This is a genomic window from Streptomyces sp. NPDC004609 (assembly GCF_042873655.1).
In the GTDB taxonomy this organism is placed as follows: Bacteria; Actinomycetota; Actinomycetes; order Streptomycetales; family Streptomycetaceae; genus Streptomyces.
This window is the reverse complement of the sequence record NZ_JBIALS010000001.1, coordinates 121019-134003: the sequence shown is the minus strand read 5'-3', so window position 1 is coordinate 134003 and position 12985 is coordinate 121019. Positions and strand designations below refer to the sequence as shown.

General features: G+C 71.9%; 9 protein-coding genes and 2 tRNA genes. 3 read left to right on the top strand and 8 right to left on the bottom strand.

All coding sequences use genetic code 11. The annotated features are described in order from the left end of the window. Positions 1-390 precede the first annotated feature (390 nt). The 3 genes from ACFYT4_RS00510 to leuS all read right to left on the bottom strand — a co-directional run bounded on the left by ACFYT4_RS00510 (position 391) and on the right by leuS (position 5440). Positions 391-1236: a DegV family protein gene (locus tag ACFYT4_RS00510; RefSeq protein WP_389263778.1), complete on the bottom strand. Its 846-nt coding sequence runs from the start codon at positions 1234-1236 to the stop codon at positions 391-393. A 285-nt stretch (positions 1237-1521) separates the two neighbouring features. Next, positions 1522-2322 (bottom strand): hypothetical protein, encoded by an 801-nt coding sequence (locus tag ACFYT4_RS00505; RefSeq protein WP_389263776.1) that lies wholly within the window; start codon positions 2320-2322, stop codon positions 1522-1524. A gap of 190 nt (positions 2323-2512) precedes the next feature. Beyond that, positions 2513-5440 (bottom strand): leucine--tRNA ligase, encoded by a 2928-nt coding sequence (leuS, locus tag ACFYT4_RS00500; RefSeq protein ID WP_389263774.1) that lies wholly within the window; start codon positions 5438-5440, stop codon positions 2513-2515. Between the two features lie 659 nt (positions 5441-6099). On the opposite strand from leuS, the gene ACFYT4_RS00495 reads away from it, so the two are divergent. Together ACFYT4_RS00495 and ACFYT4_RS00490 are read left to right on the top strand one after the other, a co-directional pair. Further along, positions 6100-7758 (top strand): hypothetical protein, encoded by a 1659-nt coding sequence (locus ACFYT4_RS00495; protein WP_389263772.1) that lies wholly within the window; start codon positions 6100-6102, stop codon positions 7756-7758. Next, the gene (locus ACFYT4_RS00490; protein WP_389263770.1) at positions 7755-9344 is read left to right on the top strand and encodes a ferredoxin; all 1590 of its coding nucleotides are present in this window, start codon (positions 7755-7757) and stop codon (positions 9342-9344) included. Before ACFYT4_RS00495 ends, ACFYT4_RS00490 begins: the two co-directional genes overlap by 4 nt. A 171-nt stretch (positions 9345-9515) precedes the next feature. On the opposite strand, the gene ACFYT4_RS00485 is transcribed toward ACFYT4_RS00490, so the two are convergent. The 4 genes from ACFYT4_RS00485 to ACFYT4_RS00470 form a co-directional block, all read right to left on the bottom strand. Beyond that, positions 9516-9588 (bottom strand) — tRNA-Ala (locus ACFYT4_RS00485). A 198-nt stretch (positions 9589-9786) separates the two neighbouring features. Continuing rightward, positions 9787-10020 (bottom strand): hypothetical protein, encoded by a 234-nt coding sequence (locus ACFYT4_RS00480; protein ID WP_389263768.1) that lies wholly within the window; start codon positions 10018-10020, stop codon positions 9787-9789. A 3-nt stretch (positions 10021-10023) separates the two neighbouring features. Then, on the bottom strand, positions 10024-10188 hold the full coding sequence (locus tag ACFYT4_RS00475; RefSeq protein ID WP_389263766.1) for a hypothetical protein: 165 nt from the start codon (positions 10186-10188) through the stop codon (positions 10024-10026). A gap of 70 nt (positions 10189-10258) precedes the next feature. After that, positions 10259-11695, bottom strand: coding sequence for an MFS transporter (locus ACFYT4_RS00470; protein WP_389263764.1), 1437 nt, complete (start codon positions 11693-11695; stop codon positions 10259-10261). A 103-nt stretch (positions 11696-11798) separates the two neighbouring features. Between ACFYT4_RS00470 and ACFYT4_RS00465 the strand changes: the two genes are divergently transcribed. Continuing rightward, complete coding sequence (locus ACFYT4_RS00465) at positions 11799-12761, top strand: helix-turn-helix transcriptional regulator (RefSeq protein WP_389263762.1); 963 nt, start codon at positions 11799-11801, stop codon at positions 12759-12761. A 135-nt stretch (positions 12762-12896) separates the two neighbouring features. On the opposite strand, the gene ACFYT4_RS00460 is transcribed toward ACFYT4_RS00465, so the two are convergent. Beyond that, positions 12897-12969 (bottom strand) — tRNA-Ala (locus ACFYT4_RS00460). Positions 12970-12985: the final 16 nt, after the last annotated feature.

The following is a 12985-nucleotide window of genomic DNA, read 5'->3' as shown; positions in this document are numbered from 1 at the left end:
GGACGGGTGTCCAGTGCGGTGGAGCCTCCGCCCCCGAGATCCGGAGCACCCCTGGCCCGGCCCGCCGTCGCCGCGAACAGGGCGTCCGCCCTGCGGCGCGGGATCACCGCCGACGAGGCCGCGGCGATGCGCCGGCCGCGCGGACGCGAGATGCGGATCGGGCCCCGGCCCCTCCCGGGGCCCGGACCTGCCCCGCGCCCGATCGAGGCGCGGCCGTCCGATGCCGGGGCACGGCCCGGCCCACTGGTTGCGGAACGTGATCGAAGAGTCATGCACCAGACGGTAGGGACATCCGGCCGGACCCGCCGAGCAGGCTCAATACCCGTGGAAAACCACCGTGTTGTGGATAACTCCGTCACCCGCACGAGCGTCGACGGACGTCACGGAATGTCAGCGCGGTGAGATCACGGCCCCCAGCAGCCCCGGCCCCGTGTGCGCCCCGATCACCGCACCCACCTCGCTGACATGCAGATCGACCAGCCCCGGAACCCGGTCCCGCAGGCGTTCGGAGAGAGCCGTGGCCCGCTCCGGCGCGGCGAGATGGTGCACCGCGATGTCCACACTGCTCGCGCCCGCCCGCTCGACGGCGATCTCCTCCAGCCGGGCGATCGCCTTGGACGCCGTACGCACCTTCTCCAGCATCTCGATGCGCCCCCCGTCCAGTTGCAGCAGGGGCTTCACCGCGAGCGCCGAGCCGAACAGCGCCTGAGCGGCCCCGATCCGGCCACCGCGCCGGAGATAGTCGAGGGTGTCGACGTAGAAGTAGGCGGAGGTGCCCGCGGCCCGTTTCTCCGCCGCGGCCACGGCCTCGTCCAGGGTGCCCCCGCTCTCCGCGGTCTCGGCCGCCGCCAGCGCGCAGAAGCCGAGCGCCATCGCGACCATGCCGGTGTCCACCACGCGCACGGGCACGGGGGCGTCCTTGGCCGCGAGCACGGCCGCGTCGTACGTCCCCGAGAACTCCGCCGACAGATGGAGGGAGACGATTTCCGTCGCGCCCGCCGCCGCGCTCGCCCGATAGGTCTCGGCGAACACTTCGGGGCTGGGCCGTGAGGTGGTCACCGGGCGTCGCTTCTGCAGGGCCAGGGCGAGCGAGCGGGCCGAGATCTCGTTGCCCTCTTCGAGCGCTTGATCGCCGAGTACGACCGTCAGCGGTACCGCCACGATGCTGTGGCGCTCCATCTCCGGCTGCGGCAGATAGGCCGTGGAATCGGTGACGATAGCGACATGGCGGGACATGAGCGGGAGGTTACCGGTCGGCGGCGCCGGACGGCAGCCCGGCCCCTCGGCAGCCCCGCGCCGGCAACACCGGCACCCGCGCCGTCAGGGCCGAACGGCGTGTCACCGCCGACCCGCCGCCGCGACTGGACACAGTGCCCGAACGCCGTGTCACCACCAGCCCGCTGCCGCGACCGGACACCGCGTCATGACCGGACACCGCGTCATGACCGGACACCGCGTCACCATGCCCGCGCTCGCCGGAGAATGCCGGCCGCTTCCGCATGCCCACCGCGCCCCTGTCCGTCAGTTCGTGGTCTCGGGGCGGGTGGTCTTCTGCCAGGGGTAGGACTCCTGGCGCGGATCGCGAGCCGTGATCGCCTGGGGTTCCGGCCTCGCGGGCGGGGGCTCGTCGGCTCCGGAGGCCGCCGCCCCGGCCGCGGTGTCCCCGTCGGGCACGCTCTGACCGGGGACGGAACCTCCCGCCTCCGGCCAGTCCCCGGCGGCCCGGGGCGCGCCCTGCCCCTCACCGGACGCGGCGGGAGCGCCCTGCGGCTCCCCGGGCTCCGACCAGTGCCGCAGCGCCCCCGCCTCCATGTCGATCTGGGTGCTCAGCGTGTCCAGGTCGTCGTCGGCGAACTTCCGCGCCCGGTCGCGCGCCGCCCACCGCAGGGAATCCGCCGAGTGCACGATCCGCTCCACGCGCTCCCTCAGATCGGGCAGCCGCGCGGCCACCGTCGCCCGGTCGGGCTCGCGCTCCAGCAGCTTCAGTTCGTCGTCCAGCTCGTGCCCGTGGGTGCTGAGCCGCTGGAAGAGGCTCACGGACTCCGAGAGCGACGCGTCCTCCGCCGCGCCCGCGTGCAGGGCGTCCTGGGTCGCCCGCATCGACGTGCGGAGCTTCAGCCGCAGCTGCGCCAGCTCCCCGGCGACACCTGCCTGCCCGTAGCTCTTGGCCCGCAGGGCGGTCTCCTCGACCGTACGGCGCGCCTGGGTGACCGTACGCTCCACTCCACGCTTGGCCGCTCCGACGGCCTTCACTGTCACATACACCCCCAACGCCACGAAGGCGAAGAAAAGCAGCGCCAGAATAAGAATCACGGCGTCCATGGACAGTCCTTCGGCGTCGATTGTGGTTCTTCCACCGTAAACGGAACGGGCAGGCGAAGGGTTCCATCGGAACCCCCCAACCTGCCCGTAGGGGACACCCTGAACGCGGAGCCGAAGCCTCACCGCTTTCCCCGGGCCGCTCCGGCCGCCTGGTGGGGCCCCAGCGCCCGCACCCGGCCGAAGCGGAAGATCACGCCGGAACGATGTTCACCAGCTTCGGCGCCCGGACGATCACCTTCCGGATGCCCGCACCACCCAGCGCCGCGACGACGGCCGCCTCACCGAGGGCCAGCGCCTCCAGCTCCTCGTCCGAGATCGACGGGGAGACCTCCAGACGTGCCTTCACCTTGCCCTTGATCTGGACCACGCAGGTCACCGACTCGTCCACGACATAGGCCGGGTCCGCCACCGGGAAGTCCTGGTGGACGACGGAGCCGGTGTGGCCCAGCTTGCGCCACAGCTCCTCCGCGATGTGCGGGGCCAGGGGCGCGATCAGCAGCACCAGACGCTCCGCCACGTCCCTCGGCAGCGGGCCGCCCGCCTTGGTCAGATGGTTGTTCAGCTCGGTGATCTTGGCGATGGCGGTGTTGAAGCGCAGTCCGGCCATGTCCTTGCCGACGCCGTCGATGGCCTTGTGCAGCGCGCGCAGCGTGGCCTCGTCGGCCGCCTTGTCGTCCACGACCGTCACCGCGCCCGTCGACTCGTCGACGACATTGCGCCACAGGCGCTGCAGCAGCCGGTACTGGCCCACGACGGCGCGGGTGTCCCACGGCCGGGAGACGTCCAGCGGGCCCATCGCCATCTCGTACAGCCGCAGCGTGTCGGCGCCGTACTCGGCGGCGATCTCGTCGGGGGTGACGGCGTTCTTCAGGGACTTGCCCATCTTGCCCAGCTCACGCCTGACCGGCTCGCCCCTGAAGACGTACGCCCCGTCCCTGCCCTGACCGTCCGGCAGGGAGGCCCCTTCCTCGACCTCGGTGGCCGGAACGGGGAAGCCGCGGGCGTCCCGGTAGACGTACGCCTGGATCATGCCCTGGTTGAACAGCTTGTGGAACGGCTCCGACGACGAGATGTGCCCCAGGTCGAACAGCACCTTGGACCAGAACCGCGCGTACAGCAGATGCAGTACGGCGTGCTCGGCCCCGCCGACGTACAGATCGACACCGCCGTGCGGCATCCCCTCGCGCGGTCCCATCCAGTACTGCTCGACGGCCGGGTCGACCAGCTTCTCACCGTTGTGCGGGTCCAGATAGCGCAGCTCGTACCAGCAGGAACCCGCCCAGTTGGGCATGGTGTTGGTCTCGCGGCGGTACTTCCGGGGCCCGTCGCCCAGGTCCAGCGTGACCTGGACCCACTGCTCGTCGCGCGACAGCGGGGTCTCGGGCCGGGTGTCCGCGTCCTCGGGGTCGAAGGTGCGCGGCGAGTAGTCGTCGACCTCCGGCAGTTCCAGCGGCAGCATCGACTCGGGCAGCGCGTGGGCGATCCCGTCCTCGTCGTAGACGATCGGGAAGGGCTCGCCCCAGTAGCGCTGGCGGCTGAACAGCCAGTCGCGCAGCCGGAAGTTGACCGTTCCCTCGCCGATACCGCGCTCGGTCAGCCACCGGGTGATCCGGGCCTTGGCCTCGGAGACGTCCAGGCCGTCCAGCGAGATCAGGTCGTTCGAGGAGTTGATCGCCGCTCCCGGGCCGGTGTACGCCTCGCCCTCCCAGCCGACCGGCGGCTGCACGGTACGGATGATCGGCAGCTCGAACGCCTCGGCGAACTCCCAGTCGCGCTCGTCCTGTCCGGGGACGGCCATGATCGCGCCGGTGCCGTAGCCCATCAGGACGTAGTCGGCGACGAACACGGGGATACGGGTGCCCGTGACCGGGTTCAGGGCGTACGCGCCGGTGAAGACGCCGGTCTTGTCCTTGTGCTCGGTCTGCCGCTCGACATCGCTCTTCGTCTGGGCCTGCTTGCGGTACGCGTCCACGGCCTCGGCCGGAGTGGCGGCACCGCCCGTCCACGCCTGCTTGACGCCCTGAGGCCATTCGGCGGGCAGGATCGAGTCGATCAGCCCGTGCTCGGGGGCCAGCACCATGTAGGTCGCGCCGAACAGCGTGTCGGGGCGGGTGGTGAAGACGGTGATCCGGGCGTCGTCGTGGCTCTCCACGTCGAAGCCGACGCGCGCGCCCTCGGAGCGGCCGATCCAGTTGCGCTGCTGCAGCTTGATCGCCTCGGGCCAGTCCAGTGCGTCCAGATCGTCCAGCAGCCGGTCGGCGTAGGCGGTGATGCGCATGTTCCACTGGCGCAGCTTGGCCTTGAAGACCGGGAAGTTGCCGCGCTCGGAACGGCCGTCGGCGGTGACCTCCTCGTTGGCCAGGACGGTCCCCAGGCCGGGGCACCAGTTGACGGGCGCGTCGGAGGCGTACGCCAGGCGGTACCCGCCCAGGACGTCCGCGCGCTCCACCGCGCTCAGTTCGCTCCACGCGCGCGTGGAGCCCCCTTCCGGGGACGCGTCCGGGCGGGCGGATGCCGGAACAGGCCGCTCACCGCTCTCGAACTGCGCGATCAGCTCGGCGATCGGGCGGGCCCTGCCCGCCTCCTCGTCGTACCAGGAGTTGAAGATCTGCAGGAAGATCCACTGGGTCCACCGGTAGTACTGCGGGTCGATCGTCGCGATCGACCGGCGCTGGTCGTGGCCCAGGCCGAGACGGCGCAGCTGCCGCTTCATGTTCTCCATGGCGGCCTCGGTCGACACCCGGGGGTGTGTGCCGGTGGCGACCGCGTGCTGCTCGGCGGGCAGGCCGAAGGCGTCGAAGCCCAGGGTGTGGAGCACATTGTGCCCGGTCATGCGCTGATGGCGGGCGTAGACGTCGGTGGCGATGTAACCCAGCGGGTGCCCGACGTGCAGCCCCGCGCCCGAGGGGTACGGGAACATGTCCATGATGAACTTCTTGGGGCGGGCCGCCACGGAGGGGTCCCCGGCCAGGTCACCGCTCGGGTTGGGGGCCTCGTACGTGCCGTCGGCCTCCCAGAAGTCCTGCCAGCGTGCCTCGATGTCGGCGGCCACAGCCGCCGTGTACCGGTGCGGCGCCGCCGCCTCGGCAGCATGGGCAGCGGAATTCGTCTCGCTCATGATCCTCAAAGCTCCATCGATCGTCTCTGCCGGCGGTTTGGACGGGCGCAGTGCCCACAAACAAAAGGACCCCTCGCACAGGAGGGGACGCCGCGCCGATTCCGACCGGATTGTTCATCCGCCGGGACTGATCAGCGCGGCTCGCTAAGCAGAAGGCGTACGGCACGCATGGCGTCAGGGTACCGCAGCGGATGTTCCGGACGCGCGCGGGATACCCCGTGGCGGGCCCGGCCCGCCACCCCGTGCGACGGCCGGTCCCGGCCGGGAATCGCCGTCGCGCGAAACCTCCGCGCGGAGCCGGAACGGACCGGGACCTCATCGAGACAACCCGCGGCGAACGCCGTATCTATCCGTAGGGAGATCGACCGCCCCTCCGTAGGGAGATCAACCGGTCGCCCTCGCAGCAGCGCGGAACGAGCGGCGCGTCCGGCGCCGGAGGAGTGAAGGGAGCAGGGGATCGACGACGAGTGCCCCGCGGGGGCGGACCGGCTGGTTCTCGACGGTCGGCGTTACCCCGCGTATCGCCCCTATCCGGGACAACACCAGCGCGATTTGGCCGTGGTTCGCCTGCCTAAACACTGAAACGTCGTACCGCTCGGTATGGGTCGACTTAGCATGCGTCAACGGGACCGCATTTCCCGCACCCTCGGAGTTGCCCCATGAAGCCTCATCGCAAGAGCCGTTCGTCGCCGCCGCCGAGCGGCGGGCTCAGCCGCCCGGTGCAGGGTGGCCTCACCGTGGCGGCGTTCGTGCTCATCCCCCTGCTCGCCGTCGGCGCGAGCGACGGCTTCCGCGCCGCGCTCGACCACACCACCGGGGTCCTGTCGCTGCTGTCCCTGACCGCGTCCATCGCGTGGGGGCTCATCGCGACGGACCGGCTGCTGCTGTCACCGCGCCACCGGCTCCTCGCCCAGGCCGTCCACCGTGCGACAGCGACGGCCTCCCTCGGATTTCTGCTGCTCCACGCCACCGTCAAAGTGTCGCTCGGGCATGTGGACCTGATCGGCGCCCTGGTGCCGTTCGGCCTCGGGGCCGGCGGTACGGCCGGACTCATCGGCTTCGGCTCCGCGGCCGGATTCCTGATGGTCGTCGCGGGCACGACCGGCGCGCTGCGCAGCGCGCTGGCGGGCAATGTCAGAGGGGCCGGACGGTGGCGCCCCCTGCACATGCTGGCGTATCCCGCCTGGTGCTTCGCACTGATCCACGGTCTGTTCTCGGGCCGGCCGGCGGCGGCCTGGGTCGTGACGATGTACTGCCTGGCACTCCTGGCCGTCGCGGCTGCCGTATCGATACGCCTCTTGCCGCGCCCCGTGCAGCGCCGCCTGTCGAGCAAGGTCCTCAGGCTGACCGGGGGTGGTTCCGAGGACCGCGGGGAGGGCGCACGGCGTGATGCGGCCGGTTCCCTCCTCCCGGGCGGGAGCGGTGGACCGGCGGCGGCCGGTCTCGGCGGCGGGGACCGAGTACCGTCCGATCGTTTCTACGAAACGGACCTCCGGCGCGAGACGGCCCCGGGTCCGGCGGCTCTCGCCCCGCCCCGCCGGCGGCCGACGCTCGCGGCCCCCTCCCCCCAGCTCTACGAAGCACCACCGCCCCCGGCCTCGGATCCCGCCACGGGCGGCATCCCCGCCGGAACCGGCATCTCGGCCGCGTACCGCGCGGTGTCCCTCGCGGGCGAGCCGTCCGCTCCGCTGGCCGAGCGCATTCCGATGACCGAGGAACTGCCCGTCGTCTCCGAAGAGGGCCCCGGCCCCGGCGTGTGGCCCACGCCGTCGCCGCCGCCCCCCGGCCGCGCCCTCGTCTCCGAGCCCCCGCCGCAGCCGTCCCAGCCGCTCGTTTCCGAGCCTGCGCCGCCCCTCGCGCAGATGTTCATGTACGAGCCGATCCAGGCCGTTCCGCCGTCGTACGCCCCGCCCGCCTACGACCCTCCCGCGTACGAGCCGGCGGCGTACCGACCAGCGGCGTACGAACCGGCCGCGTACGACTCCCCCGGGTACGGAACTCAGGCTTCCGACACTCCCGCCCAGGGCACGGTGACCGGAACGCCCCCGAACGGCACCGGCTTCGACACCCCGCCGTACCCGGCCCAGTGGCCCGGAACCGCGCCCCACGACACCCCGGAGTCCGGCGCTCCCGTCGGCCACGGGACACCCGTGGCCGGCCAGTACCGGGCAGCCGACTCCCCGTACGCGCCACCCCCCTCCCCGTACGACACCGGCCGAACCGATGCGTACGACGACACCACACAGGCGATGCCCGGCCCGCTCTTCCCGCCACAGGCGGGAGAGCCCTGGAACTCGCCCGCAGGAGACCGACCTTGAACATCCCCCTCCCCGATGTCCCCGAGGTCCGCGTCGTCGGCCTTCCCCAGCTCACCCAGGGGTTCGACCTCGTCGAGCGCCTGGATCTCCAGATGCACCTCAAGGTGCACGGCCCCCTGGAGCCGGTCACCGGCGAGCGGCTCGCGCAGCTCGCCGAGGAGATATCCCTCCGCGGCCGCGGAGGCGCCGGCTTCCCCTTCGGACAGAAGCTGCGCGCCGTGGCCAAGTCCGCGATCCGGCGCGGGGTGCGGCCCGTCGTCGTGGTCAACGGAAGTGAGGGGGAACCCGCCTGCCGCAAGGACACCGTGCTGCTCAACCGCGCGCCCCATCTGATCCTGGACGGCGCGCTGCTGGCGGCCGAGGCACTGGGCGCGCGCACGCTGGTCGTCGCGGTGACCCGCAATTCCACGGAGATATCGATGCGGGCCGCGCTGGCCGAGCGCGGGCTGTCGGACCGGCGCGGGCAGCGGCTGCGCGCGCGGATCGTCCGGACGCCCGAGCGGATGGTCTCCGGTGAGGCGTCCTCGGTCATCCGGGCGATCAACGGCGGTCCCGCCCTGCCGCCCGGACGCCGGGTCCGGGCGGCCGACACCGGCGTCGGGGGCGCGCCGACGCTGCTGTCGAACGCGGAGACGTACGCACAGCTCGCGATCGCCGCCCGTATCGGCGCCCGCCGCTACGGCAACACCGGGACGGGCTCCGAACCGGGCACGGTGATGCTGACGATCTCCGGGGCCGTCGCACGCCCCATGGTCGTCGAGGTGCCCACGGGTGTGCCGCTGCGCTACGTGCTCCAGCTGGCGGGCGCTCCGCCGCTCCCCCAGGGGGTGCTGACCGGCGGCTACCACGGCAACTGGATCGACTCGGTCGCCGTGCACGAGGCGGTGGTCTCGCGCGAGTCGCTGGCTGCCGTCGGGGGTTCCCTGGGCGCGGGGGCGATCCTGCCCATCGGCCCGGAGACCTGTCCGCTGGGGGAAGCTCTGCGGGTGGCCAACTGGCTGGCCGCCGAGACCGCGGGGCAGTGCGGTCCGTGCAGGCTGGGGCTGCCCGCCGCGGCGGGCGGTCTGGCGGATGTCATGAACGGCGGCGGCCCGGCCGCGCTGGAGGCCCTGCGGGAGGTGACACAGGCCGTGAAGGGCCGGGGGGCGTGCAAGCATCCGGACGGCTCGGCGCGTTTCTTCGCGTCCACCCTGTCCGCGTTCACGGACGATCTGGCCGCCCATGTGCTGCACGGGGGCTGCGGCCGCGAGACGACCGGGGTGCTGCCGCTGCCGATGCCGGGGTACGAGGAGGCGGAGGAGTCGGCCCCGAGCGGCGAGAAGGTCGTCATCGACTGGACGCTCTGCCAGGGGCACGGGCTCTGCGCCGACATCGTCCCCGAGCTCATCCGGCTCAACCCGGACGGCTACCCGTCCGTGGCCGACGCCGTGGTGCCGGCGCATCTGCGGGGGCGTGCCCAGCGGGCCGTACGGCGGTGTCCCGGGCTGGCGATGCGTATCGAGCAGACCTCCGATCCGGCGCCGGGGACCGCACGGCCCGCACTGCCCGCCGCGAGGCGCAAGGAACTGGGCAGCGGACGCGGCTGACGGGCCCACCGCCCGTGTGCCGGACCCGTGTTGGGGACGGGCGGGTCACCCGATCGTGGCCCGCCCTCCTCTGTCGTCGCCCGGGATCCAAACCTTCCGAGACGACAGAAAACCCGCCGGACCGACGGTCCCGGCGGGTTCTTCCCTCCAGTGCTTGCGCAGTGAAGCCTGTGGAGCTAAGGAGAATTGAACTCCTGACCTCCTGCATGCCATGCAGGCGCTCTACCAACTGAGCTATAGCCCCTTGCGAGATGCCGCCCGACCGGAGGTTTCCCTCGGGGGCGACATCGCCAACATTAACGCTCCCCCTGGTGCTTCACCAAATCCATATCCGCCTCCCGCACGGGGGGCGGAGGGCGGCAACGGCGCCGCGCGGCCGGGCGGGCCGGACCGCGCCCGCAGACCCCCCGGAGGTCCTGTGCGGACCCCGGCCGGTGCCCGGCTAAGCCGTCGCGAACGAGTAGAAGCGCTTCAGCGCGCAGTGCTCGTCCAGGAGACGCCCGTAGATGGGTTCGCCCTCGAGTTCCCGGTAGGTCTCGATGGGGTCGCCCTTTATGATCAGCGCCCGCGCGCATTCCTCGCACCAGTACTGGTACTCGGGATTCAGCGGGTCCATGTCCCGGACAATGGGTGTACCACTGCCGCACCAGTCGCATTTACGCCTGTGTGCCCCCATCAGTCAGCTCCAGCTGTGGCCGCAGGACGTGCACACGTAAGAAACTCCACCATTGTCGCCGAGGACCTGGGCGACATGCGCAGATCCGCAGGACGGGCATCTCAGGAGTGCGGTCACGTCCGCCGTGGTGAGCAGGGCATCGGTCTCCTGGCTCCTGCTGGCGGACATCGTGCACTCCTTCCCGTTCTGGCCGGTGTCCCCTCCGGCCGTCCGATTCTGCCATGGCCACGCAAGATGGTCAGGGGCGTTTGTGTACGAGACCGGCCACAGCCCCGAGGATTGACGCGACGGCGAGGGCCGTGGCGCAGATCCACATGCCGTCGGCGGAGCCCTCCGCCCCCGGTCCGGTCTGCCGGTTCAGGAACAGCGTGCCGAAAACGGCGACTCCCAGGACCTGTCCAACCTGGGTGACGGTCACCAACAGCCCGCTGGCGTCCGCCGCGTCCTCCTGGCGCACGGTCGCCAGCGCCCGGGTGAGTGTGGGGCTGTACGCGCCCGCCATGCCGGCGCCGACGCCCAGGAGCGCCACGTACAGCAGCGGCCCGCCGTCGCCGCCGTCCCGCAGCAGCGCCCCCACCGCGGCCGAGGAGAGTGCCGTCAGGACGAACCCGCCGGGTACCAGGGCCGTTTGCAGTCGCGCGGGCCAGCGCCGCCAGGTCAGTCCGACCACCCCGAAGACCAGGGCGGTGGGGGCGAACATCAGCCCCGACCGCAGGGCGCCGTAGCCGAGGCCGCCCTGGACGTGGAGGGTGGCGGCGAAGACGAACCCCGCGTTCACGGCCATCACCACGAGGATGCGCAGCACGGCCAGGCCCATCCCCGGGTTCCGCAGCACCCGTGGGGCGATCAGCGGAGCGCCGCCGCGCCGGGCCAGCCGTGACTCGTACGCGGCGAACGCGCCGAAGGGCAGCACGGACGCCATCAGGGAGATCCAGGTCCAGGCGGGCCAGCCCTCCTCCTGGCCGAGCACCAGCGGCACGGTGAACAGGGATACGGCGGCCGAGAGGAGCACCAGCCCCGGGAGGTCGAGCGGCCGGACGGCCGCGCTCCCCTCGCGCTGATCACGCGGCAGCACCCGCATGCCCAGCACCAGCAGCGCGAGACCGATCGGCACATTGACCAGGAAGACGGGCCGCCAGGTCAGACCGAGGAGATCCGCGCTGACCAGGATGCCGCCGGCGACCTGTCCGGCGACGGCTCCGGTGGCGATCACGGCGGAGTAGGCGCCGAGCGCCCTGACCCGCGCCTCGCCGACGTGGTTCCGCTGGATCAGGCTCAGCACCTGGGGTATCAGCAGGGCCGCCGCCGCGCCCTGGACCAGCCGGAACGCGATCAGCTGCCCGGTGTCGGCGGCGAGCCCGCAGGCCAGGGAGGCGGTGGTGAAGAGCGCCAGCCCGGCCAGCCACGCCCGCCGGTGGCCGATCCGGTCACCGAGCCTCGCGCCGGTGATCAGCAGGACGGCGTACGTGATCGTGTAGCCGGCGACGACGAGCTGCAACCCCGCGCCGGAGGTGTCGAGTTCACCGCGGATGGTGGGGGCGGCGACGCTGACGATGAAGGTGTCGAGGAGCGCCATGAACTGCGCGGCGAGCACGACGGCCAGCAGCGGGCCGGGGCGCTTGTCAGTGCCGGGGTCTTTACTGAGAGTGCGGGGCTCCCGGGAGGTCGTCGTCATGACCGGCAGCGTGACGACATTCTGGTACGGGTGGTGAGAGCCCGCCGATGCTGGTACCACCAGCACCTGGCAAGGAGGAGCCCGGGAATCGACCATGGGGGGTATGACCGCGATGACGACGGCTGGAGCGGATCACCCGGCTTCCGGGGCACAGGAGACACGGGAGGTCCGTGCCACACGGGAGGCCCGAGCAGCACGCGAGGCACAGAGCGGGGGCAGATCGGGGAGTCGCCGCAGACCGGAGCTGGCGGCGTTCCTGCGCAGCCGTCGTGCGCGGCTGGCACCCGCCGACGTGGGGATGCCGCCGGGGCTGCGGCGGCGCACCCCGGGGCTGCGCCGCGAAGAGGTCGCCCAGCTCTCCGGGGTGGGTGTGACCTGGTACACCTGGCTGGAGCAGGGGCGTCCGATCAAGGTGTCGGCGCAGGTCCTCGACGCCGTGGCGAGGACGCTCCGGCTGGACCGTCCGGAGCGGGAGCATCTGTACCACCTGGCGGAGGTTCCGTACGAAGGGGGGACACAGCCCGGCTCCCAGAGCGTGAGCCCGCAGATCCAGGGCGTCATCGACGCGCTCGACCCCCGACCGGCCGTGGTCTACAACGCGCGGTACGACGTGCTGGCGACCAACCACGCCTACCGCGATCTGTTCGTGACCGACCGCTTCGGGGGCCCCGGCAGGTCGAATGTGCTGTGGGCGCTGTTCACCGCCGCCGACGCCGAGCACTGTCCGGTGGTCTGCCACGAGTTGGAGCTTCCGCTGATGGTGGCGCAGCTGCGCAGTGCGTACGGGCGCCATGTGGGCGAGCCCGCGTGGGAGTCGTTCGTCAAGGAGTTGTCGGCGGCGAGCGACCGCTTCGCCGAGCTGTGGCGGAGCGGGAATGTGCAGCCCCCCGGGCCACGGGTGAAGACGTTCCGGCACCAGGACGCGGGCGAGATGCGGATGACGTCCGTGTCGCTGGAGATCAACGGCATGCCGGAGTGCAGGATCGTCGCTTACACGCCGGACGACGAGGAGAGCGGCCGGCGTCTCGAAAGGCTGCGGGCGGCGCGGGACGGCGGTGCCGCCTGACATCGGCCCCCGTGGGACCTGGGCAGCCGTGCGGCCTGCGTGCTCGCCCGGTGCCCGGCAGCCCCGGCGCGCTTCGGTCGGCGCTGCCGGGAAAAGCGAAATCCCGCCCTCGACTGAGGACGGGATTCCGGGATGTGGAGCTAAGGAGAATTGAACTCCTGACCTCCTGCATGCCATGCAGGCGCTCTACCAACTGAGCTATAGCCCCGCGTGTTCTTCGCGCT

What these genes read in the sequence shown, in the direction of transcription:
- ACFYT4_RS00495 (WP_389263772.1), top strand. Translation starts at nt 6,100, where the DNA reads ATGAAGCCTCATCGCAAGAGCCGTTCGTCGCCGCCGCCGAGCGGCGGG.
- leuS (WP_389263774.1), bottom strand. Translation starts at nt 5,440, where the DNA reads ATGAGCGAGACGAATTCCGCTGCCCATGCTGCCGAGGCGGCGGCGCCG.
- ACFYT4_RS00465 (WP_389263762.1), top strand. Translation starts at nt 11,799, where the DNA reads ATGACCGCGATGACGACGGCTGGAGCGGATCACCCGGCTTCCGGGGCA.
- ACFYT4_RS00480 (WP_389263768.1), bottom strand. Translation starts at nt 10,020, where the DNA reads ATGGGGGCACACAGGCGTAAATGCGACTGGTGCGGCAGTGGTACACCC.
- ACFYT4_RS00475 (WP_389263766.1), bottom strand. Translation starts at nt 10,188, where the DNA reads ATGTCCGCCAGCAGGAGCCAGGAGACCGATGCCCTGCTCACCACGGCG.
- ACFYT4_RS00505 (WP_389263776.1), bottom strand. Translation starts at nt 2,322, where the DNA reads ATGGACGCCGTGATTCTTATTCTGGCGCTGCTTTTCTTCGCCTTCGTG.
- ACFYT4_RS00510 (WP_389263778.1), bottom strand. Translation starts at nt 1,236, where the DNA reads ATGTCCCGCCATGTCGCTATCGTCACCGATTCCACGGCCTATCTGCCG.
- ACFYT4_RS00470 (WP_389263764.1), bottom strand. Translation starts at nt 11,695, where the DNA reads ATGACGACGACCTCCCGGGAGCCCCGCACTCTCAGTAAAGACCCCGGC.